21 protein-coding genes are annotated in these 22,409 nt (G+C 42.2%); 9 read left to right on the top strand and 12 right to left on the bottom strand.

Annotation, left to right across the window (positions count from 1 at the left end; translation table 11 throughout):
- Window positions 1-149 precede the first annotated feature (149 nt).
- A complete protein-coding gene (locus LEP1GSC185_RS12150; RefSeq protein WP_008588949.1) occupies window positions 150-698 on the top strand; it encodes a DUF1564 family protein in 549 nt (182 codons plus the stop codon).
- Between the two features lie 23 nt (window positions 699-721).
- On the opposite strand, the gene LEP1GSC185_RS20335 is transcribed toward LEP1GSC185_RS12150, so the two are convergent.
- Both LEP1GSC185_RS20335 and LEP1GSC185_RS12140 read right to left on the bottom strand, forming a co-directional pair.
- Window positions 722-1,027, bottom strand: coding sequence for a 4a-hydroxytetrahydrobiopterin dehydratase (locus LEP1GSC185_RS20335; protein ID WP_010514542.1), 306 nt, complete (start codon window positions 1,025-1,027; stop codon window positions 722-724).
- A gap of 12 nt (window positions 1,028-1,039) precedes the next feature.
- Window positions 1,040-1,453 carry a TraB/GumN family protein gene (locus LEP1GSC185_RS12140; protein ID WP_008589116.1) on the bottom strand — a complete coding sequence of 138 codons (414 nt, stop codon included), beginning with the start codon at window positions 1,451-1,453 and terminating at the stop codon, window positions 1,040-1,042.
- 208 nt (window positions 1,454-1,661) lie between these two features.
- Here LEP1GSC185_RS12140 and LEP1GSC185_RS12135 point away from each other — a divergent pair, with 208 nt between their 5' ends.
- Genes LEP1GSC185_RS12135 through LEP1GSC185_RS12125 form a run of 3 tightly spaced genes read left to right on the top strand, consistent with a single transcriptional unit; the run spans window position 1,662 to window position 2,632 of the window.
- On the top strand, window positions 1,662-1,940 hold the full coding sequence (locus tag LEP1GSC185_RS12135) for a DUF883 family protein (RefSeq protein WP_008589277.1): 279 nt from the start codon (window positions 1,662-1,664) through the stop codon (window positions 1,938-1,940).
- 13 nt (window positions 1,941-1,953) lie between these two features.
- A complete protein-coding gene (locus LEP1GSC185_RS20330; RefSeq protein ID WP_008588829.1) occupies window positions 1,954-2,337 on the top strand; it encodes an LBF_4227 family protein in 384 nt (127 codons plus the stop codon).
- A 22-nt stretch (window positions 2,338-2,359) separates the two neighbouring features.
- Window positions 2,360-2,632, top strand: coding sequence for a hypothetical protein (locus LEP1GSC185_RS12125; RefSeq protein ID WP_008588978.1), 273 nt, complete (start codon window positions 2,360-2,362; stop codon window positions 2,630-2,632).
- Between the two features lie 19 nt (window positions 2,633-2,651).
- On the opposite strand, the gene pyk is transcribed toward LEP1GSC185_RS12125, so the two are convergent.
- The 4 genes from pyk to LEP1GSC185_RS12105 form a co-directional block, all read right to left on the bottom strand.
- The gene (pyk, locus tag LEP1GSC185_RS12120; RefSeq protein ID WP_008589140.1) at window positions 2,652-4,082 is read right to left on the bottom strand and encodes a pyruvate kinase; all 1,431 of its coding nucleotides are present in this window, start codon (window positions 4,080-4,082) and stop codon (window positions 2,652-2,654) included.
- Between the two features lie 40 nt (window positions 4,083-4,122).
- A complete protein-coding gene (locus LEP1GSC185_RS12115) occupies window positions 4,123-6,093 on the bottom strand; it encodes a hypothetical protein (protein ID WP_008588735.1) in 1,971 nt (656 codons plus the stop codon).
- Between the two features lie 16 nt (window positions 6,094-6,109).
- A complete protein-coding gene (gene asd / locus LEP1GSC185_RS12110) occupies window positions 6,110-7,156 on the bottom strand; it encodes an aspartate-semialdehyde dehydrogenase (RefSeq protein WP_008588839.1) in 1,047 nt (348 codons plus the stop codon).
- Window positions 7,157-7,233: 77 nt separating this feature from the next.
- Complete coding sequence (locus LEP1GSC185_RS12105) at window positions 7,234-8,778, bottom strand: hypothetical protein (protein WP_008588925.1); 1,545 nt, start codon at window positions 8,776-8,778, stop codon at window positions 7,234-7,236.
- 91 nt (window positions 8,779-8,869) lie between these two features.
- Here LEP1GSC185_RS12105 and LEP1GSC185_RS12100 point away from each other — a divergent pair, with 91 nt between their 5' ends.
- Window positions 8,870-10,348, top strand: coding sequence for a hypothetical protein (locus tag LEP1GSC185_RS12100; protein WP_008596752.1), 1,479 nt, complete (start codon window positions 8,870-8,872; stop codon window positions 10,346-10,348).
- Here the strand turns inward: LEP1GSC185_RS12100 and LEP1GSC185_RS12095 are convergent.
- From LEP1GSC185_RS12095 to LEP1GSC185_RS12070, 6 genes are all read right to left on the bottom strand, one after another.
- On the bottom strand, window positions 10,333-11,778 hold the full coding sequence (locus tag LEP1GSC185_RS12095; protein ID WP_008596828.1) for an MBOAT family O-acyltransferase: 1,446 nt from the start codon (window positions 11,776-11,778) through the stop codon (window positions 10,333-10,335). The two genes, LEP1GSC185_RS12100 and LEP1GSC185_RS12095, sit on opposite strands and share 16 nt — an antisense overlap.
- 99 nt (window positions 11,779-11,877) lie before the next feature.
- Window positions 11,878-12,093 carry a hypothetical protein gene (locus tag LEP1GSC185_RS12090; RefSeq protein WP_024864036.1) on the bottom strand — a complete coding sequence of 72 codons (216 nt, stop codon included), beginning with the start codon at window positions 12,091-12,093 and terminating at the stop codon, window positions 11,878-11,880.
- Between the two features lie 799 nt (window positions 12,094-12,892).
- A complete protein-coding gene (locus tag LEP1GSC185_RS12085; RefSeq protein WP_010514530.1) occupies window positions 12,893-13,267 on the bottom strand; it encodes a phosphatidylinositol phospholipase in 375 nt (124 codons plus the stop codon).
- A 5-nt stretch (window positions 13,268-13,272) separates the two neighbouring features.
- Window positions 13,273-14,247 (bottom strand): hypothetical protein, encoded by a 975-nt coding sequence (locus tag LEP1GSC185_RS12080; protein WP_010514529.1) that lies wholly within the window; start codon window positions 14,245-14,247, stop codon window positions 13,273-13,275.
- Between the two features lie 95 nt (window positions 14,248-14,342).
- Window positions 14,343-15,377, bottom strand: a complete 1,035-nt coding sequence (locus LEP1GSC185_RS12075) for a hypothetical protein (protein WP_008589247.1) — start codon at window positions 15,375-15,377, stop codon at window positions 14,343-14,345.
- A gap of 4 nt (window positions 15,378-15,381) precedes the next feature.
- Window positions 15,382-16,713 (bottom strand): helix-turn-helix domain-containing protein, encoded by a 1,332-nt coding sequence (locus tag LEP1GSC185_RS12070; protein WP_008588849.1) that lies wholly within the window; start codon window positions 16,711-16,713, stop codon window positions 15,382-15,384.
- Window positions 16,714-17,009: 296 nt separating this feature from the next.
- Between LEP1GSC185_RS12070 and LEP1GSC185_RS12065 the strand changes: the two genes are divergently transcribed.
- The 4 genes from LEP1GSC185_RS12065 (at window position 17,010) to LEP1GSC185_RS12045 (ending at window position 22,402) form a co-directional block, all read left to right on the top strand.
- A complete protein-coding gene (locus LEP1GSC185_RS12065) occupies window positions 17,010-17,762 on the top strand; it encodes a ParA family protein (RefSeq protein ID WP_008589135.1) in 753 nt (250 codons plus the stop codon).
- On the top strand, window positions 17,746-18,591 hold the full coding sequence (locus LEP1GSC185_RS12060; RefSeq protein WP_008588711.1) for a ParB/RepB/Spo0J family partition protein: 846 nt from the start codon (window positions 17,746-17,748) through the stop codon (window positions 18,589-18,591). The genes LEP1GSC185_RS12065 and LEP1GSC185_RS12060 overlap by 17 nt, the downstream gene beginning before the upstream one ends.
- Before the next feature lie 388 nt (window positions 18,592-18,979).
- On the top strand, window positions 18,980-19,873 hold the full coding sequence (locus tag LEP1GSC185_RS12050; protein WP_008588921.1) for a helix-turn-helix domain-containing protein: 894 nt from the start codon (window positions 18,980-18,982) through the stop codon (window positions 19,871-19,873).
- Between the two features lie 21 nt (window positions 19,874-19,894).
- Complete coding sequence (locus LEP1GSC185_RS12045) at window positions 19,895-22,402, top strand: discoidin domain-containing protein (protein WP_008589117.1); 2,508 nt, start codon at window positions 19,895-19,897, stop codon at window positions 22,400-22,402.
- The last annotated feature ends 7 nt before the right edge of the window (window positions 22,403-22,409 follow it).

The following is a 22,409-nucleotide window of genomic DNA, read 5'->3' as shown; positions in this document are numbered from 1 at the left end:
TCAGGATTCCTAAAAGAATCCATTCTTAATGCATCTTAAGGATGGATTTTTGAGGAGTTCCTGCTTTAAAATAAACTTTTACGTTTAAATAAATCGTAATTTCCGCAAAAAATTCGCGCCCCTTTTCCATTCAAAGACCTGTCTTCTTTATGGAAAAACTAAAACCCACATTTTATCGTTCCTTCTCTCGAAACATATCTTTAGAAAATAAAATTCCAAAGAAACGTAAAGTCTCTACACTTCTAATTCCTCCCCACCTGGCAAAATATGTTCGTAAGCAAGGCATCAACTATTTGTTAAAGAAGGCACTCGCTGGCCAACTAAGAAGCTTTCATTCAAGTAGGCGTATTAATTCACAATCGATATATACCAAGTATCAGAACATTCGAGGAAGATCAAAGGAGAATCGATATATAAAGTTTAACTTCCGGCCAAAATCAGAAGATTGGACTCAACTTAGAAGTCTCGCCATTAGTCATGGAGTATCAATGTGCTATTTGTTTGTGTTGCTATTGGAGGAATACAAGTCCAAAGGTTTTTCATATACCGGCAAAACAATTTGGCAAATAAAGGCCGCAATACATACTAACTTTGAATCAAATATCTTCTTTCGAGAACTATTGATCTTAGAATATCCATTAGCAAAATCAGATTTCAATGGTAAAAGAAAGGACCCTCATAGACCAAAAATCGCGTAACAATTTAAGCTATTGCTAATATATTAAAGATTACTTAAGAGATTTTCGGCAGTAATAGCAAACTGCAAGTCCAAGCTGGACAATCCTTTTAACGTGTGTGTATATAATTCCACTCTAATGAAACCATACGAAAAAAGAATTTCTGGATGGTGATCCATATCGTTTGCGAGGTTAGCTAAATCAGTTATGATTTTGATTCCGTCTTGATATTGGGGTAATTTATATACTCGAACAATTTTTGGGACTATATTAGCCGTAACTATTTCCCACGTGGTCGGGAGTTCCTTCCTAATTTGCTCTACAGAAAGTGGAATTGGAGAATTATCCATAGAACCTTAGAATTAAAGAACTTTCTTCAGAGCCTGCTTGATCTTCTCTGCGTCGTCGATCGCACCGTTTGAAAGAGATCCTGCGCGTGCCATTAGATTGACCGCCCCGTCCATTCTTGCTTTTAACTCTTCAATTTTGTGCAATTGATCATTTAAAAAAGCAAGTTTAGATTCTATTTCCATTTCCTTCCTTTCGAGAAGAAGCTTATAGTTTTCTAACTCTTGGATTTTCTTACGTGTCTTTTTGGCCTCGCTGTCCACATCTTTCCGATAATATTTCTCTAATTCTTTCTCTGCCTGCGCATGGCGATCGGCTTCTGCCTTAAATTCTCGCTTCAAATGTTTCAGAGCTTGGCGATATGCTCTATTGTATATTCTCTGTCTTTGAGTTCTTCTTATCTTAGCTATTTTAGATATTAAATTCATGTGCCATCCCCTTTATTACCTTGCATCGACCGGAATGGTTTTTCGCTTCGGTCTTCTATCCGTTTGTCGGTTAGACCTAATATATCGACTTATTTATCCCTACGGTCAAATTTAAAGTCCTTAATTTTTACAATTGAATGATTTCAAGATGTAAAATTCTTGAAATTGATCAGCTATAATAACATAAAAGTATATGGAGGGCGTTCTTATGTCTAAGGGTGATAATCTAAGCGAAGAACTCCAAATCTTAAAAGATAAGGCCAAAAGAATTACAGGTAAGGCCCGGGAGGAATACTTGGAACACGTATCTGATCTAAAGGAAAAATTAAAACAAGTTACTGGTGAGACTAGTGAAAAAGCCAAACAAATCATTGATCAAACAGGAACTTATATTAAAGAAAATCCACAAAAAGCAACTTTGATTGGGTTAGGGGTCGGAGTCGGGATAGGCGTGATTATAGGAATGCTTATCGGTCGAAGAAAATAATACGGAACGTCCATTGGCCGCCAAAAGAACGGATTCAGAAGAAATTCCTTACGAAAACACCGAAAAGCAGGACGGAACTTCGTTTTCGGGTTTTGAACTGAAGGAACACCTACTTGCTTTCATCAATTCAATTGCTGAATATTTCGAAACTCTCCTTCTCTATGCGAAAAGAATCGCAACGGAAAAAATTGTATTAGGTATTCAAGCCTACATATTCTTCCGAATTGCTCTTTTCTTCATTAGTTTAAGCGCGTTATTCTTTCTAGCTGCTTTTTTCCTCCTTTTGCAAAGGCAATTTGGGGGGGATCCGTTACCTGCAGCCCTGGGAACTGGAGGACTCTGCCTTTTTATTTCTCTACTAGGCATTTTCGCCCTTATCCGGAAACTTAAAGCGTAAGAGTGGAAGGAACTCCCGCCCAATGAGCAAGACCAAAAACAACGAAAGCCGCATCTTCTCCCTAAATCCACTTTCTGGAGAAGACTACACTCCCTGGAAAGACCCTTCCAAAATGAGCAAGGAAGAACTCCAACTCTATCTGCAAATCAAGAAGCTGCAGGTTAGGCTGAGTTTCGAAAGATTACAATCTTCCATTAGTTATACAGGAATGATTATCGAAGCCTTCCAAAGCCTGGGACTCCAGGATTGGGTCCTGAAATTGTTGAATCAAGAAAGAGAGGGCGCCTCCGATTAGTCAGGAGTTCCTACCATCCCTACTTAACCTCTCGGATCTGGATCGTCTCCACCCGGTCCGCTCCCGCAATAATATCTGACAAGATTACCACCTGATCCCCGTCCTTCACTCGGCCACTCGACTTTAAAGTTTCGATCGCCAATTTGATCGTCTTTTCAGGATCACTGGAAAAATCGATACGGTACGGAATTACGCTTCGGGTCAGCCAAAGTTTACGTCGGACCGTAGTCATATTGGTAAAAGCATAGATCAACGGAAACCTAGGATGAAAAGACGCTACATTCAGAGCCGTAGTCCCCCTCCTGGTAATCACTATAATTGCAGGCGATTTAATGGAATCGGAAAGCATAGCCGCTGATTTGGCCATTTCTTCCTTCTTATTGGAAGGAACTCTTTCCAAAACATACCCTAGTCCCGGCGCCTTCTCGACTCTTTCCGAGATTTTGTGGAGCATATCCACGCAGCGGACCGGAAATTTACCTGCAGCAGTTTCGCCGGATAACATGATTGCATCCGCTTCTTCAAAAACTGCGTTAGCGACGTCGGTCACTTCCGCGCGAGTAGGAGAAGGATTATTGATCATGGACTCCAAGAGGTGGGTCGCAACGATCACACGTTTACCTTTGATCGCACATTCCCGAATAATAGAACGTTGGATTAGTGGAAGTTCCTCTATTGGAAGTTCCACTCCAAGATCTCCTCTTGCAACCATTACACCGTCGGCAGCTTCCACTATCTCCACCATGTTTTTCACGGCTTCTTGGTCTTCTATCTTAGCAATAATATCAGTGTGACCGTTATTTTCTTCGATGATCTTACGTAGTTGATGAATATCTTCCGCAGAACGAACAAAAGAAAGAGCAATAAAATCAACATCTTCTTCCAGACCGAAAAGAATGTCTTTCTGGTCTTTCTGAGTGATAGAAGGAAGATTTACTCGGATTCCAGGAAGATTGATATGTTTACGAGAACCTAATTTGCCACCGTCAACCACCTTACATTTCAAAGCGGTTTCTTGTATCTCTTCAACCACAAGATTGATAAGACCGTTATCTACTGTTACCCTATCTCCGATCTTAAGGTCTTTCACGATATCGCGATAATTTACAAAAACGGATTGTTCCTCGGATTCTTCTCCGGGAATGATATGAAAGGTAAAAGATTCTCCCACCTTCAAGTCCAAATGATCCACTTGTAGATCCCCTGTGCGGATCTCCGGGCCTTGGGTATCCAATAAAATTGCGATCGGATGTTTTAATACGTCTTTGTTCAAAGACTTAATTGCACGGATCACGGATCTGTGAAAGTCATGATTCCCGTGGGACATGTTCAATCTGGCGATATTCATCCCAGCTTCGGCTAGGGATTGGATCATTTTTTTGTCGGCAGTTGCAGGGCCGATCGTGCAGATAATTTTAGTCTTTCTGAAATTAACTAATTCATTCTTCATGTATATTCGGTTTTATTAAAATTGCTCTAATGATCCGAGCTCAGATTTTAGGAAGGGTTCTGTTCAGAAAATCTTCAAAAGAAATGTAAAAATCGAACTTTTCCTGTTCAGGCATGCCCGCATTTTTCTGCTCGTCCACAATTCTTTTCGCCTTATCCAGCAAGGCCTTGCCGTTCTTTTTCAAGAACCTTCTTGAGATAAGGATCGGAAAAGAATACTGCTCTTCCTGATTTCTTACCATAAAGGAATGGATTTCCTTTTTTGCATTCTTTTTCAGGAAGTTGATCAGAGTATTTTCGTCCATATCTCCGCCTAAAGCTTGTAAGAGATACTCCCGATCCGGAAGTTCGTCCTGGCTCCAGGCATGATCCAGAACATCCAAGACCGCAGACAAATTTCGTTTGATCTCCGCTTCTTGCTCCGAGCTCAACCCGGAACTTCGCGCAGGAGCACTCGAGTCCGAATTTGCAACCGCAGCGGCAGCCCTGGCCTTTGCAGTAGCTTCCGCTGCTTCTCTGTCTTTTACTCTTCTTTCGGCGATTTTTACTTTTTCTTCCTGAGCTGCCTTGGTCCTAGCTTCTAAGATCTTTTTATTCTGTTCCGAAGCAAGTCTTGCTCGGATCTCTTCTGCTTCAAATCTATGAACTACATTGTTCCCAAAGAGAGATCTGAAGAATCTAGTGATAAAAGGAAGATATTTAAAAAGAGAGGAATATTCCAATTTCTCAAATTGAGAACTCGCCTCTCTCGATTCCATCATGTCTCGGATATTCATTTTTGCTAAAACACGGATCTCACTATCGTTGCCCGTGGCGGTAAAAACCCTTTTTGCAGTCTCGACTGCACCATTAATACAATCTTTATGAAGAACAAAAACATATAGGCCCTTCTTATCAGCAAAATCGGAATTCAAGATCATATCATGATTAATGATCAAATTTTTGACTTCTTCTTCGATAGGCTCTCCGCGAAAACGAAGATAATTCAGATCCACTAATCGGTTTGCAGATTTAATATAGTCGAGTAGTTCGGAAAGCTTGGCCTTCTTTTCTTCTTTTTCTTTTTTATCCTTCTCCTCTTCTTCAAAATGGATCAGGGAAAGAAGTTCCTCAACCGCGGTTTTTTGATCACCGTAAGCCGGACTTAAAAAAGGAAGGACTTGTCCCGCGATCGATCGAGTATTTTGGAGGTCTTGTTCCGAAAAATTGCCAAGCACGCCTATTCTTTGCAGTTCCGGAATGATCCTTTCATTCAGATACTTTTTATATGCATCCAGTCTTGCAAGGATCTCATCTTGGACATTATAATAAAAAACGGAACGATTGCCTGGGCTTAAAGCATTCTCATTTCTATAAAAATATAGAATCCGAGAATCCACTAATTTTTTAAGTACGGGCTTTAGGTGAATATTGATCGTAGTCTGCTTTAATACGGGAGTAACGTCGAAACTATCCTGAAACAAGTTCCCGATCTCGGAAGAAGCGTATGTCTCGCTTAATTTATTATTATCAATACAATCGAAGATCCATTTCTGGAAATTTTCCTTGCCTGGGAATTGCCTCTTCTCCTTCACCCATCTTTGGATGGAACTAAAAGAAGTTTGGTTTACCCCGTCCACATATCTGTGGCTAGACCCTGCATCCGTTTGAGAAGGCCTGGCAAATACTGTGATCAATCTTAAAAAAGAAGCGATCCTTCCGTCGGAAGAATCCCCGGTAGGATTATAATCCACCATACAAATCTTCTTTACGATAGGAGGATTATGGCGAGCGCTCATCTCTTTTAAATAAGCGGTTACCCTTTCCTTATCCAAAGTTAGCTCTCTTGCAAGCTGTTCTATACTTGGAAGAATTTTATTCGCTACGAACTTTTCAGTCCAATCACCGATGATCAGTACTAGTTTATGAATTCCTTTGTACTGGAAATCCCCTCTCGCCTCTAAAGCTTGGGTTAACTGTAAGGCCGAGTTATAATCCGCTACCTTGAGTTCCGGAGATTGGGGATCCAGCATGAGTCATCCTCTTCGACTAGAGTAGGTTTTTCCGATACATCAATTCCGCGTTTAAAATCGCGGCACCGGCAGCCCCACGGACCGTATTATGACTTAGGACAACATATTTCCAATCCAAAATCGGATCAGGTCTGAGTCTTCCCACTACGGTAGTCATTCCTCTCCCTGTTTCCAGGTCTAGACGAGGTTGGGGTCTGTCTTCTTCTTGACGATAAAGAATCGGAAAATCCGGAGCGAGAGGCAACTTTAATTCCTGAGGTTCGCCTTTAAATGAAGACCAGGCTTCTAAAATTTCGGATTCGGTCGGCTTCTTCTTGAATTTCACGGAAACACAAACCGTATGTCCGTCAAAAACAGGAACCCGATTGCAATGAGCGGAAATTTTAAAATCTGCGTTGATAATCTTTCCACCTTCCGCCTGTCCGAGACATTTCAGAGGCTCTAACTCCGCCTTATCTTCTTCTCCGCCGATAAAAGGGACTACATTCCCCAAAATATCCATTGTAGGAACTCCTGGATAGCCAGCACCGGAGATCGCCTGCATAGAGAACAACATAACGGACTCAATACCGAACTTTTCGTAAAGAGGTTTGAGAGAGATGGTCACTCCCATGATCGTACAATTTGAATTAGTGATGATCTTGCCCGGAGTTTTCTGGCTCGAGATCACATCCAAATGGTTTGCATTCACTTCCGCAGAAAGAAGAGGAACATTTTCCACCATTCTATGATTTTTAGAATTGGAAATAATATGGATACCGGCCTCTGCAAAAGAAGTTTCCACTTCTCCCGCAATCGAAGCGTCCAGACCGGAAAATGCCAATTTAACGCCTTGGGCGAGCTTAGGGTCCGGTAATGTGATAATTATGTCACGAGCGTAATTAGGAATGTCTCCTGAGATCTTCCAACGCTTCTTCATTACTTCCGCATATGTTTTGCCAGCGCTATTCTCGGATGCGCATAGATGGGTTACCTGAAAATAAGGATGGTTTTCCAAAAGTTGGATGAACCTTTGCCCGACGGAGCCGGTGGCTCCCAAAACAGCTACGTTAATTTTGCTCATAGAACTTATTGACCGCTCGCAGACTTAAAGTCCGCATTTCATTGTTTTTTTCTATTTTTTTCCAAGACCACGGACTGTCATTCGACAAATTTTGATATGAGCGAAGCATACTTAGAATTCATCTTATGAGTCCCTCCATACGTAAGATGATGGAAGTCCCAAAAATCAGTCGAGGGCAAAGCTCGACTTAGATCCGCAAAATTGTCCCCGCCATCGCTGATCTCACCAAGATAAGACAAATGCTCTTTATACCAGACCGAATCCCCATACCAGGAAAGACTGACCGGGTTTTCAGGATTGTTTATTAAGAGAAATGGAATATCCTTCTCTTTAAAAAAAGAAATGAGCTTCTTCATATAACGAAAATGAAGAATGGGTCGGAACTTTTCTTTTGCGATCTTCTTCTTAGAGTCCGCTAACACCTGAATGTACTGTAAACCTGGCCTTTTTTTTAGGTCTGTTAGAAGACGAAAATAAAAATATTCTTCGTATTCCTTATCGGACATCCCTAGAAAGCGTAGGTCTTCTGTCCTTTCTTCTCTCACCGGTCTTCTGTCCAACAGAGAAAGATCATCTTCTTTCCCGAAAATCTGCTGGAGTCTCACCCCTAGAATGTCCCGAGCCCAGTCCTTATGCTCCGGTCCCGCAAAATAAGGGATCCAAGTATTGGAAAGTTCGGCGCGGATCCAATTCTCCTTTTCCCCTTGGTCCAAAAACCTAGGATCCAAAAGGATCTTTTTCCAACCAGGGCTCGTAAACTCCAAGGTCTGCTTAACGGAATGAGAAGAATTTTCAAAGTTCAGGATCAATTTTCCATCCTTCAAGACTTCTTCCACTACCTGGATATAAAAACCTTTGCGGACCATATAAGGTTTAGGCTGAAAGGAAAAAACTTTCCCGGTCCAACCTCTAAAGGTCACTTTTTCCGGGATGTCCACACCGTTATACTCTCTAAAGCTGGTGTTCCTACCAAAACGATGCTCATAAAGAGAAGAAGAAATTTTCCAATAAATTTCCTTATATCGATAAGAACCGAAGATAGAAGCAGCCAAATATTCCGCACTTTTCTCTAATCCGATTAAATCCCAAAACTCCAAGAGAGTCGCCCAAGGAAAAATGATCTTAGATTGAGGGGCATCCCGAAAGTCCAGAGCATCCAAGATCAGCTTTGATTCTTCTGCGGTTTCATTCTTACCGTTCTTAGGATCTAACACATAGGTCCTATACAATCTCCAATCCACAAAGTTGACCGGATACACTACAAGATCCGGAGATAAACTTAAGAATTGATCCTTCATCAAGTATGCATCCATGGGAGGCATACCTGCATAAGACAAAAAAATGACTTCCAGATCTTTCCCGGTGACCTTACGAAGTTCGGTCTCTAAATCTTTAGGATTAATGGAATAACCGGTAACGCTGGAACCTATAACTAAAACGCGGAATTTCTGCTTCGAAACTTTTTCGAAAGTTTTATACTCATGTAAAAAATTATAAAAATAATCCGCTCCCCAAGAAGATTCGTTCGGTAAGAGCCAAAACGAGTACCGGAAGAGTAAGAAGTCCAAAAAAATAACAGAGATAACAATGGAAAATAAGATCGTTAACTTGGAACGGGACACAGCTCCATAAACTGAAAGTAATTATCTCTTTGTCCAGAAATTGTTTCGTTTTCTACTTTACCTAGGATGAGGCATTGGCCAGGATTCCCAAGTGGTTTGGCTCTGGACTTCGATAATTATTTTCCTAGCCTCACTTATATTCTCCCTATTTACGGCGCCTAAAGAAATTTTCTGGAACATAGAGGCCCTGTATCTACCGTCCGTGTTGATCGACGTGCTTCGGGACGGCGGCTCCTTAAGAACCTGGTCATTCGCCCCCACACCTTATTTTTTTCCGGACCTGCCGATCGTTTTTATCTTCGGCTATATAACGGAGAATGTTTTCAGGACATTAACACTCTACGCAATCTTCCAAACCTCTTTACTCGCATATCTATTAGGAAAATTCATCCGGGCAATGGAGCCAAAAATGCCCAGGCCCCAAAGTTACGTATTCAGCTTACTCGCACTTTCTTTCCTATTTTTGATCGCTGAAAAATTTCCGTTACTGTATTTTATATATTTTCCATCCGTACATATCAGCGCATTTCTCACAACACTCTGGATCTGGCCTTATATAAGAAGAGAAAGGGTCCCAAAATATTCAATTTTCCCTCTGCTCTCCCTACTCACAGTTTCGGACAGAATTTTAATTTTAGAATTATATCTGCCCACTTTGCTTGCTTGGGCGAGAAGGTACGGTCGTTGGGGAATTTCTTTCCCACTGATCTCCATCCGATTTTTCGCCACAGGACTCATCGGAATCGGACTTCATTCTCTGATAAAAATATTTTTAACGATCAACTCACCCAATAAACTTTCCACACTCGAATCGATCTCACATTGGTGGAGCGATCTTTTCACAGCAATCCTCAGTGTAAAACTTTCAGGGATGTTTTTAGCATTCGCGATCTTGGGTGGGATCTTATGTTTAAGAAAAGGAAAAGAATCAGGGCATAGTTACGGATTTTTAGGATATTTCCAGCTCAGCCTTTGTTTATTACCACCCTTGCTCGGACTTTATTCAGGCCAAAATTCGCTCAAATACAGCCTACCTGCAATCGTAATGGTACCCGTACTTTTTGGGCTTTTACCTTCCGTTAAAAACCAAAACTATCTGAGCCATTCTAGAAATTTCGCATTTTTAGGACTGATATTCGGGCTTGGGATCTTTGCAACATTAGGGGAAGGAGCGGCACAATTCAGAGATCCATGGGAGTCCATCCGACCGCCTGAAGTAGCCTGCGTAGACGAATGGAAAGAAAAAGATTCGTTCGTTTTCGTGCTCTCGGAACCGCGAAAGGCCAGACGAATACTCACATATTCCGAAAAAAGAGTCTTAGCTTATCCGATCGATTTCAGTACGTTAGAAGGATCGTATTCAGTATCCAACAAAGAATGGTTCCTATTTCCACCGGAAGGTCCAATTGCAATTTTACCGGAAGGACTCGGAGAATCCAGGATCAAATCGTTTTACGGAGAACCTTCTAGAGTTCTAAATTGTGAGTCCGGAAACGGGAAAATTTGGATCTACGAAGAAAACGCGAAGATCAGAGATTATCTACAAAGACCGGTTCAAAAAACGAAATAAATAAACGGCTGAGACTCGGAAGAGAATACGGCTGCAAATAAAAGGCCAACGCCAACCAAAACTCCGAAAATTATCGGATGTAAACCTTCGTAAAATTTACGAAAAAACCCGTCCTTCTCATCCCGATTTCCGATCCAGGTAGCTACAAAAAAAAGAAAGAATGCGATAAACAAAATACGCAAAGAAGAAAGTGCCGGATCCGCGCCGGTCGAAAACCGAAAAAGTTTTTCGAAAACAATACTTGTGGTCTTCCAATTCGGAGATCTAAAGAACACCCAACAAAGAACTACGCCTAAGATTACAAAAATTCTATAGGCGGCCCTTCCTAAAACTCCGGATCCGCTTTCAGGTGAGAAGAAAACAGGCCAAAATTTTTTACCCAATCTTTCCAAGCCCAGAAATAAACCGTGAAATCCTCCCCACACCACAAAATTCCAACTGGCGCCATGCCATAAACCGCCCAAAAGCATAGTCAAGAATAGATTTACATAGGTCCTAAGCTCCGATTTACGATTTCCACCCAAAGGAATGTACAAATAGTTTCGAAGCCAAGAAGAAAGAGAGATATGCCATCTTCTCCAAAAATCGGAAAACCCGGAAGCAAGGTAAGGCATCCTAAAATTTTCAACCAACCTAAACCCCAAAAGAAGAGCACAGCCTAACGCGATATCAGTATAACCGCTAAAATCACAATAGATCTGAATAGAATACGCAAAAACCGCTGCCCATGCATAGGCACTCGAAAATTCCAAAGGAGCCCGATAAAAAGAATCAGGCAAAATAGAAAGTTGGTCGGCGATCACCACCTTCTTCCACACGCCTATCAAAATTAAAATGAGGCCTTCTCTAAGCGGGAGTTCCTTCCAAACAACCCAAGTTTTCAACTGAGGCAAAAACGTCTTAGCCGGAACGATAGGTCCCGCAACCAACTGAGGGAAGAAGGAAAGAAAGAGCGCATAATTCCAAAAGTTCTTTTCGGGTAAAATTTCCCTTCGGAACACATCGATCGTATAACTTAGGGACTGAAAAGTGTAAAAAGAGATCCCTACAGGAAGCACAATGCGCCATACAGGAAGACTCAAATTTAGCCCAAATGCCGAAAATACGGCATTTCCGGACTGCATAAAGAAAATGAAATATTTAAAAAATGCCAAAACTCCCAGATTCAAAATTAGAGAGATAGAAAGTAAGATGGTTCGAGATTTACCTTCCTTTTCAGCCATCAATCTCCCGATCCAATAATCGAGTATAGTAGTCCCGAAAAGAAGGGCCCCAAACTTAGGATTCCAGGACATATAGAAAAAATAGCTTCCAGAGAGCAAAAAGGGCTTAGGAATCCATTCTGGCAAAAGGGTAAATTTGGGAAGAACCCATCTAAGCCCAAATATAAGCAAAAAAAAGAGCAGGAAGAGAGGAGTTGCGAAATTCATTTACACAATTTTAAGCAAAATAAGAAAAAGGAAAAGTCGATTATTTTAAATCATAATTCTGATTATATTTAATCATTTTATAGACTAACAATAATCTATTTAAATAGTCCATTTACACCGAACTCCGCAATTAGGGCAATCTGCGGTGATCTCCGCCTTAACTCGACGTCCTTTAGGGGTTTCCACCTTTCCGATTGCCACGAATTCAAAGTTTACGCCTTCCGGCACGTAATGCCCACCGCCATACTTGGCAGAGCCTTCGATTAAATTTGAGCAGGCATGGCATTTTACCCTTAGTTTGATTACTTCGGCCATTAGAAGAGAATCTACGAACTGGCTCTCTTCCGCAAGAAGAAAGTGTTTCCGAGCCTGCCAAATCCTCATGAGGGTGTAAATTTGATACACATGACTAAGTGACATGTTTTAAGGAAGAATTTGCGCCCTTGCGAAGCCTAAAATAGGGCTATTTGGTTTACAGCATTTCCTACCATGAAGAGCAGCTACGAATGGCAGGAACTCCCATCTTGCCGACCGGTAACGGGCAGAACAGCAGGACCAGCCAAACTTTCCTCCGGGAAAGAAGCCTTAATCCCTTCGGATATGCTCTAATTTGCTATGCCGAGGGCCGCAAACGACCAGGCTTCCTTGAAAGAGAGGCGAAAATTCGCTAGATTTAGACCAGTTTGCGATAGTCTTCAAAATTTCTCCCTTATTTGGGAATCACTCTATAAGTGCTCATTTTTAGGCAGAAAGATAGTGCTTTCGAACCAACACCCCCGCAGCCAGCTCTAACTTCTATTAGAATTCAGCCTTGCTTATATCCTTCGAAAACACAGATGGAATCCCGCTCCTTCTCCCTGAAGAAACCCTTTTAATTTTCCGAAATTTCCCAAGCGCAAGGGCCCCACTCCGATGTTGGCATATGCGTAAATTACCTGCTTATAATTAGGCATTTATGTATATGCCGCAGACTTGGCGCAAAAAGTCAGGCTTTGGGCAGAAACCGCCCGTTTATGGAGTCATTCGCCCTCTCATGGGCAGTTAAGGCATGATATTGCCCTATTATGGGAAGTTGGTTTTGGCCCTGTGCGCAGCACAGGGAGGTTTTCAAAATTTAGGCTCTTTTGCGAGCGGGAACTTGTTTTTTGGCAGGAGTGGATTTTTTAGGCGCGGCTAACTTCTTTTTCTCTTTTTTTGAATCGATGGCACTCGAATCGAAGTTCACATCCAATCCCATTTTCTTATTTCGTTTCACCATATATACGAAATGTCTAACGTACTGTGCATAAGGTTCCGGCACGGATTTGGGATCGAAGTCTAAAGGATTTTCTAAAAGAGCACGAACCACTGTTTGGTTCAAATCTTCTTTGCTAGTGACCATGAGAGTTTCTAATCTGCGAAGAATTTCATGATCGTTCACCTCGCTAGTGACTTTCTTCATCGCATTCAGAAGCCTCTGAAAAGAGGTTCGTTTGATCTTCACGGCCATATTTGTTAAGTTAGAATTTCTGGGGTCGGACGACCAGAAGAAAATTTATGTGAGTCTTGTCCGGCCTTTGACGCTACCTTTTCGAGTGATGATTTCAGTTCTTGGTTTAGGACTTGGGATCCCAATTGTACGGCAGGGAATTCTACAGCTACTTGCAGTCCGATAGTAACCAGTATGGACTTCCCTATTCTCGCCCTTTGGTTTTGATTGATATGGGGGAAGGTCCGTTTTTTATAGGATTTCCCAGAAGCCAGGACAATGCTCATTATTTGATCGAATTCCGGGCCTAAATTAGCTTCCAATGCATTCTCAGTGATTTTCCCTAAATTCCAGCCACTCATGGTAGGAACTCCAGGCTCTAAGAGTGAATTTTGCTGATTTTCGGCAGAACAGGATAGCTCAATAGCGAAGCCTTCCCCGCCTAAATATAGAGAAAAGGTATTTGCGCAGCCGGACATTGCTTCCGCATAAAAGGACCCTCTGACTGGAAAAGCCTCATTGCCTCGAGTTCGCCTTTGGATCGGAGCCTTAGGCAGGAACTCCGGACCGATCTCTTGTTCGATTTTTAGATTCGTTAATAAAACATTCAAACCAAGAAGACAGTTTTGAGAGAAGATCGAAGACATTGAAAAAATTTTAGAAGTCGATCTAGGATTTTGGAACTTAAGCTCTGAGTTAGAACTTTTTCCCTTCTCCACTTTTTTATCTGCAGAAATTTTTGCGACTCTGGTAGGAACAACTTCATCGGCCAAAAGAAAATCTAGATCCGGAAAGTCGGATAATCTTTCTTCTTCCGAATAAGAAATTCCTTCGGCAAGAACTTGGGCCACTTCTTCTTGGTAAATGGATTTTAGTTCTTCCGAAATAGACTCTTCTGCCTCGACAATAATTTGAGAAGAAAGTTCTGAGCCAAAACCCTCTTCCGCAAAGGCAGAGCTCGAACCCAAAGCCAGAGCGGCGATAAGCAAGAATTGTGCCAAAAAATTATGTCTCATCCGAAAAAACATGACAATATAGCCCATTTTTAACCATTTTCAGAGGAAATGGAAGCTTTTTTTACAGTTTTTCTAGGATTTTAGGCGGTCTTTCGGAACAATCTCTTTGCCCTGAGTTTCCACTCCCAAAGCACAATTTCCTGTTCTTTACTCTCTGCCCTGTCTTGCTCTTTTTCCAAAAGTGCATAAACCATACTAGCAATATCTTTGGAAAAACCTTTATCTAGTTCTGCCTCGAATTCTTTTTCTTTGGTTTCTAAGATTAAGCCGGCGAGTCGGAAACCTTCATCCAAATTTTTTAATTTAGGAGCCCAGCCCTTCAGCTCTTCCTTATTATCATCGTTTCGGATCATCACGTCCAAGAAGGTACGGATGAATGCTACTTCTTCCGACTTAAGAGTGAATTCCAAAAGCAGCTGTTTTACTTTTTCTAACTCCATTTTTCGGAGATGGATCCTGGCTAAAAAGACCGGATTTTTGGAATGCATATTCAGGTTTCCCTTCTCCAATAAATCCGTGGCTCTTACTTTATTAAAATCTACAATGTTGGATTCTTCCCTCAGGCTTTTTTCCAACTCTTCTTTTCCAGGGGACGGCTTTTCCCCTACTGCCCCGACCTTTTGCGCCACCTTTCTTTTGATGATAAGCATATTCAAGGAAGGGAATCTGATTTTTAAGGCCACCAATTCTTGACGTGGGAATTCCTCGTCCAGAACCAGATGGTGCATTTCTACACCTTCTTCTCTGGCCCGGAGCAGGCTTTCCACCCGGTCATAATGGTAGATGATTACCGGCAAAATATCGCATTCGCTTCCGCTGTTTAAGAAGATGGTTCGAACTTCATTTCCGGAAGTAGAATGCTGGTAAGGGATCACAAGTTTTCCTTGTTTTACGTTTACGAAACTCAACTCCCCTAACCTAAAATGGGATAGATCAAAATCTTCCCCTAAAAATGCGATCCTCGGAACCGGAACCACGATGGACTGGTTTCTGGCTCCTTTTGGGACCTCTGGCCCCTTGGAGGTAAAAACTACGTACGTCATTTTTCCCAGGCGGACTTTTACCAAATATCCCGCCGGAGTCTTTCTTTCTTCGTATAAGGAATCTAATTCCAAAATTTTAACCCAAACCTAGGTTTTTTAATTTATATTGCAACGAACCCCTGGAAATCCCCAGGGCCTTTGCCATTCGTATTTGGTTACCGCCGAACAATTTATCCGCCAAAAGAATTTTTTGACGTTCCACGGCTTCCACTGCTTTTCGCAAATCCAGGTCCTCCGGGTCCGGAAGAGAAATCCCTTTTGAACCTTCTTTTTTAAGGTCCGAATTTCGGATCTCCCCCGAGCCGGAATTTAAAACTGCCTCTTCAATCGCATTCCGAAGGTCCTCTAAATTTTGACAGGAGATCCCTCCCACCAAAGACTCGATTGCCTCCTCGGATAACGCTAAATCAGGACGGCCATGCAATTCACAGACCTCTTGAAAAATCGGTTGCACTGCGGCTATTTTATCCGATTTCGCCCAGTCTTTCCAAACGGGTAATTCTAACCTATTTTCGGCCAAAAGAGAACGAAAATATAAAAACTCTTCTATTGATTTTTTGCCTGAGTTTTCTAAAAAAATAAGACGAGATTTTCCGGACTTTCGCTGAGAATATTCGAACAAGATCCTCTGTTGCGCCAAAGAATAATTCTCCGAATTCTCTAAGATTAGGGTCCCGGATTCGGCCATTTTTTCCCAATCAATTAAGGCCTTTTCTAACTTGGATGCTTGTTCCGGGAGAATCGAAACCGTTAAAATCGGCCTGCCTGGAAACTCCCTTTTATGGATCCATTTTGCTAGAGTCTTTTTACCAGAAGAAGCTGGACCGATAATACAGATGCTTCTAGATTCCTTGAATTTTTCCAGGTGGGAATTTTTTCCATTCCCCAATCTGAAAAGTAACTCGCCTAAAGGATTTGGGCCGACTTCCTCAGCAGCTCGATGAATAAAAGAAGACTCCGATTCCTTTTTCAAAAGCCGAGCCACCTTCTGGCAAAACAAATGTAAGAGTAGAATTTGTTTTTCTTCCGCCTCGTTTGAAAGTTCTATCAGGAAGAATCCGAACATTTTGCCTTCCAGCAAAACCGGGGACAATAAACATCCTGCCGAATCTCCCCGGAAAAGTTCCACTTCTTCCGATCTGTGCAAAAAGAATGGGGATTTACTCCCTTCTAACCTGCTTCGGATCTGAGATCCTTTGGTTAGGAAAGGATAGAAGAATCCATCTTCTCCATAGCCCCAGGAACCAGCCTCCTCCAAGGAAGAAGGATCCGATTCGGAAACCAAAGTAGCAAGCCCGGCCAGACCATCGATTAATCTTAAACATTCCGGAAAGGCGAGAGGCAGCAAAATCCTAAGTTCTTTAGGATCTGGATTCCCCCATATAAATTCTTCCGGAGCGGATAGCATAGAAGGGAAAATGTTTAAAATTAAGCATGGTGTCAACCATGTACCTGGAGTTTATTTCGAATGTCGGACGTCCGACATTCGGCCCGATTTTTCTGCAATTTTTTGAAAATTTAAGAATTAGTTTGAATGCTTCTCCCCTTCTACTTACATGGAAATATAGTGTTGGCTTCGGTCCCGAAGTTGACTTTTTAATTTTTATTTTTGTTTAAATTCCCCTCTTTATTCCTTCGATTTCGGCCGGTAGAAGTAAAGGACGGGATGTCGGACATCCGACAATTGAGATACAAGGGAACAGAATGATTGTAGTATCCATCGCAAACCAAAAGGGAGGAGAAGGTAAAACAACCACCTCCCTGAATTTAGCTTGGGGTCTCGCCAGAAGAGGTAAAAAAACTCTGCTGATCGATATCGATCCTCAGGCAAATTCTACAGGGATTTTCCTGAATCCGGAAGGGTTAGAAAAATCCATGCACAATATTTTCCAATCCAAAGCGAAGATTAGAGAAGTTATGGTAAAGACCGAGGTGGAGAATTTAAATATCGCTCCTTCTCGCCTGACCCTTGCGGAAGCAGAGACAATTGCAGCAATTGTGGACGCACCTTATATTTTACGAGACGCTCTTGCAGATCTAGAAAAGGAAATGGATTTTTGTATAATCGATTGCCCGCCCAGCCTTTCCATTTTTACAATCAATGCTCTTGTCGCCTCCAACTATGTGATTATTCCTCTCCAGGCGGAAAAGTTTTCCGTAGATGGAATTTTGGGACTGCAGCAAACAATCACTAGTATTAAAAAAAGAATCAATCCTAGTCTAGAGATCATGGGTGCGTTAGTAACCCAGCTCAAACCCCAGACACTTCTTACTAAAACAATCATCCCTGTTCTTACCAAATATTTTAGAATTTTTGATAATAGTATTTCGGATGGAGTTGCAGTCGGAGAATCTCACCTGGCCAGAAAGTCTGTCTACGAGTACAATAAATCCAGCCGCCAGGCCCAGGAATACGAAGGTTTCATTGAGGAATTTTTGAATGAGCTCAAAAAGTAAAAGACTAGGTTCTCTCGCCGACGTTTTCCAGGCTGAAAAATTAGAAGGCACGATCCGCAAAATCCGTTTGGATAAGATCCGCCCTTCTGAAAGTCAGCCCAGACAAGAAAGAAAAAAAGGTGTAGAGGAACTTGCTCAGAGCTTAGATAAGGACGGACTTCTTCAGCCTATCCTGGTCACCAAAAAGGCCGACGAAGAATTTTATACCATCATCGCCGGGGAGAGAAGATTTCATGCAGCAAGCCTTCTCAATTGGCCGGAAGTAGAATGTAAGATTCTAGACAAGGATGCAAAAGAAACCTTCCGCCTAGCAATCATAGAAAATCTACAAAGGGAAAACTTATCCCCTTATGAAGAGATAGAAGCGATGACCCATCTCAAAACTTCTTTCTCATATACGGACCTGGAACTTGGAAATCTGTTCGGAAAAAGTAGAAGTTATATGACCGAACTTTTAGGGATTTCTTCTCTTTCTAAAGAAGACCTAAAGGTTTGCAAGGAAGCAGGAATAGAATCCAAAAACCTTTTAGTGCAAGCGGCCTCCGCTGCCAAAAAAGGAACTCTAAAAGATTTTCTAGAAAAATTCAATTCAGGTGAATTAAAAACAGTAAAAGACGCTAAAACTTTTAACAGAGCGGAAGAAGGCGGATTATTCTCTCCTGCACAGATACGGACCAATATCGGATCCGAAAAACCTACAGTTTCTCCCTACCCCTATAAGATCGTAAAAAAAGGCACAAGCGTAATCATCTCCGCCGAAGACGAAGATTTTCTTTCGGAACTTCATAAGTTCGTTAAGAAAGAAATTTCCAAAAAATTCGGAAAGTAAGATCCAAAAACACAAAAGAATATCAATTAACACCTATTGTTAAACGAAATAAAATAGTACAAACATGTACTTAGCAAAAGATTTTATAAGACTTGGGCTGAAAAAATCGGGAATGAGTTGACGGAGCCGAAAAAAGCCCCAATATGTGACATAATATTCTAAACGGAAATGTAGTACTTTCTCCCAACCCGGAAGAGAGAAGGAAGAAACATTGCCGTCGGTCTGAGATAAAAAAACTCCCCTGGTTTGCCCAGGGGCCGGACCTTCCCGAAGGAATGTTGTTGGATGAGACATAAGTAACCTTATGTCGGATAAATGTCAACTACCTTCGAACCTTTTTGCTTAAAATTAATTTTTTTTGCCTCCGGGGCAAAAGAGGATCCAAGGTATGGGCGAGCATTTTCCATATATAAAATTCCTCTCGGACATCATAGATTCCGGGGTTTGGGCCACTCTATCCCCAGCCGCGAAGACTCTTTATCTCGTCCTGCTTAAATTTAGTGACCAGACCTTTAAGCCAGTTTGGCCTAGCAACGAAAGCCTGATCCGACTTACCGGCTTAAAGACTAAAAAATCTATCAACGAAGGTAAGAAGGACCTAGTTAGAGCGGGGCTTCTTCAATTTGTTCCAGGGACCGGGCATAAAAACTCCACTTATTATTTTTGCTTCAACTACCCCGGTTCTAAAATTCCACCTCAGGGGGTTATTTTTGGAAACCCCGGAGGGAGATTTGCGGCACCCTCAGGGGTGTTGATGGGTAGCCCGGAGGGGGGTCTAACTGGAAACCCAAACAATATTAATATAACCATCCATAATACCCAGAACCAAAAACCTAGTTCCGAAAAGAAAGAATTGAGTTTGGATTCTTTAAGAGAACGTTACGGAGATAACATCCTGTCCGAGGCAATAGAAATCGCAAAATCACAAGGGTTAGGAGAAAATTTACATTATATTCGAGGTATTTGTAAAAATTTGTCCGGAACAAAGCGGCCGAATTTTGAGCACACCTCCCCCATCCATTCTCAAGACTCTGGGCATTCTTCTGGAAGGGAAGCTTCTTGGATTGGATTTATAGAATGGTGCAAAGGTAATCTTTCTAGAAGTAGTGTGGAAGTATTGGAAAAAGTTCAGGTAGAACCGGACGGCAAGACTCTTTTGGTGAAGGATCCTCTTCCTGAGACTCTTAGAATGATCATTACAAAGTACTTCACAGACAAAATCCACCCCTCGATACTGGTTATATTTTCTGCAAAAGCCGAAGAAAACCGGGTACATGTTTAAAAGGACCACGTTAAAGCTCTTATGAATGAAGAATCCATCCGGATCAGCCATCCTCGACAAGTTAAAGTAAACGAAATTAAGACCAAAGGTACGTTCGAATTTAAGGAAGGAGGACTTCGTTCTTATTCCGAGCAATTGGACCATCCTGGTGTTGGGGTCTTAACATTGGTTTTAAATCCAGGCTCTAGTTTTAATCAGATTAAGTTACATCAGTCGGAACAATCCGGTGCATTCTTCCCGGACTCCTTTAAATTCGAAATCTCTTTGGATGGAAAAGTTTGGGAACCGATCCTGCAAGAAACAGGTTTCAGAAGATTGAATAAAAAAGTGGGACAATGGAACTTCTCTTTAGTCCGCGCTAATTTTCTGAAATTAGTCAGTAAGGTTTCGGAAAAAGAAGGAGCTAAATTCAAGGTTTCTATCGGGGCCTTGGAAGTCGGGATTTCCGGAGTTACTAAGTTAGAAGTTTCTTCCGAAAAAGACAGATTTTGGGTAAAAGAAAATCTGATAGACGAAAGGCCGGATTACGGTTGGTCTTCTGTGGAATCCAATCAGCCTAAGGAAGAATTTTTCCTGATGGATCTGGGCTCTATCAGCCGGGTAAATGAGTTAAGAGTTCTTACGCCGAAAGATGGTCATTTACATTTTCCGGAAACTTTTACCGTATATTATAGCGAAGACGATCTGACCTGGAACCAACTTTTGGAAGAGAATCAATTCTTGTCCGAGTTGGGAACTTGGTATCAGTGGAGATTTTTACCTACGAATATTCGTTTTCTGAAATTCGTATCTCGTCCTCGTAAGGTACAAGGTAAGGAAAAATATTCTTCCAGTATCGTAGAGGTGGAATTGTACGCGGCTCCCTACTTGAGCGAGCTGACTCATAAACCTACTGCAGAACCTCTCCCCTACGCTACCGTTCTGAGATCCGGTTTAGTCCGACTCGCCATCGATGGAGAAACTTCCGAAGGTGCCGCAGTTCAGGCAAATGACAGAAGACTAAGAGATGGGTCCACTGAGTATAAAGGTATTGTAGAGCTTGCTTCCGACGGAGAAGACAAAGAAGGAGTTGTTGTTCAAGGGAACGACAGAAGATTAAAACATTCTACCGAAGCTTCTTATGGCCTGGTACGACTGGCTGCGAACGGCGAAAATCGGGCAGATAGAGTTGTGCAAGGCAATGACGATCGTATAAAACCTTCTACCACCCAAAGTTTCGGTATTGTGGAACTTGCGGAAAACGGCGAAACCAAAGAAGGTACTGTCGTTCAGGGTAACGACGATCGTCTGAAACATGCAACGAACCAAAAATTCGGTTTAGTACAATTGGCTCCTCCTGGAGACGCAAGTCCAGGTAAAGTGGTCACCTCCGACGATCCAAGGTTAAGGCATGCCACTACGGAAAGTCCGGGACTTGTACGATTCGCTTCCAACGGAGAAGAGTCTGCGGATGCGGCAGTACAAGGAAATGATAAGAGATTAAAAATTTCTACTCCTCAATCCTATGGGATTGTGAAGCTCGCTCGTTCTGGTGAAGCAAAAGAAGGTGCTGTTGTCCAAGGTGACGATGAAAGGTTGCGTCATGCTAGCACCGAGTATCCTGGTATTGTTACCGTTGCTCCTAAAGGAAAATCCATCCCAGGTCATGTGGTTTCTTCGGAGGACCCTAGATTGTCGGATGCGAGACAACCTCTTCCCCATACTCATGATTATGCTCCTAAAGAACATGATTTCAGTTCGCATACCGGATATTTAAGGTTGAAGGGTTCTGTTGAAGCCCCATACGCAAATATCTCCCCTCCTCCTGAAAATGCAGGACTTGCTTATGCAAGAAATGAGAGCGAGAAAGGTGCAGGTGTCGTAGGTTCTGGTAGATTCTCCGGGATTTTAGGCTTTGGAGAAAAGTTCGGAGTTCGTGGCGATAGCGCTTCCGGAGAAAAAGAATCCGCAGGTATTTTGGGTCTGGCTAAAAGAGGATTTGGTGGATGGTTCCATTCCAGATCCGGCCATGCTGTTTATGCGAGCGGCAAAGGGATCCCAAGTCTAAACGAAACCGGTTCCGGCAAAGCGATCCTGGCAGAAGGAGATTCTGATTTTATAGGAACAGTTTATCTCCAATCGGGAAAAGGTGCGGATTGTATCGCTAAATTTTTTCCGGTGCAGTCTTCCGATGTGATCGCAGAGGGCGATCTTCTTGCTATGGGAGAAGACGGTAAACTTCATAAATCCAGACAGCCTAACGCTACGAATATTGTTGGTGTCGCCGTAAAATCCGCCTCCTTAGTTTTGGGAGATAAGCCCCAAGCAGAAGGACAATGGTTGGTCGCAATTGCAGGAGTTGTCTTTGCGAACGTAGAGGCACAATCTTATCCTGTACAACCCGGAGACCTATTATGTTCTGGTCTTACCGGAGGCCACGCGGTCAGAGTCGCTCCTGAAAATCTAAAACCGGGCGCGCTTGTTGCAAAATCTCTGGGCTTACAAAGAAACGGCAGAGGACCTATTCAAGTCCTACTCTGCTGTAGTTGAAAAATTC

This window comes from Leptospira licerasiae serovar Varillal str. VAR 010 (assembly GCF_000244755.1).
Lineage (GTDB): Bacteria > Spirochaetota > Leptospiria > Leptospirales > Leptospiraceae > Leptospira_B > Leptospira_B licerasiae.
Note: the sequence above shows the minus strand (reverse complement) of the source record. Positions and strands in the feature narration are given on the sequence as shown.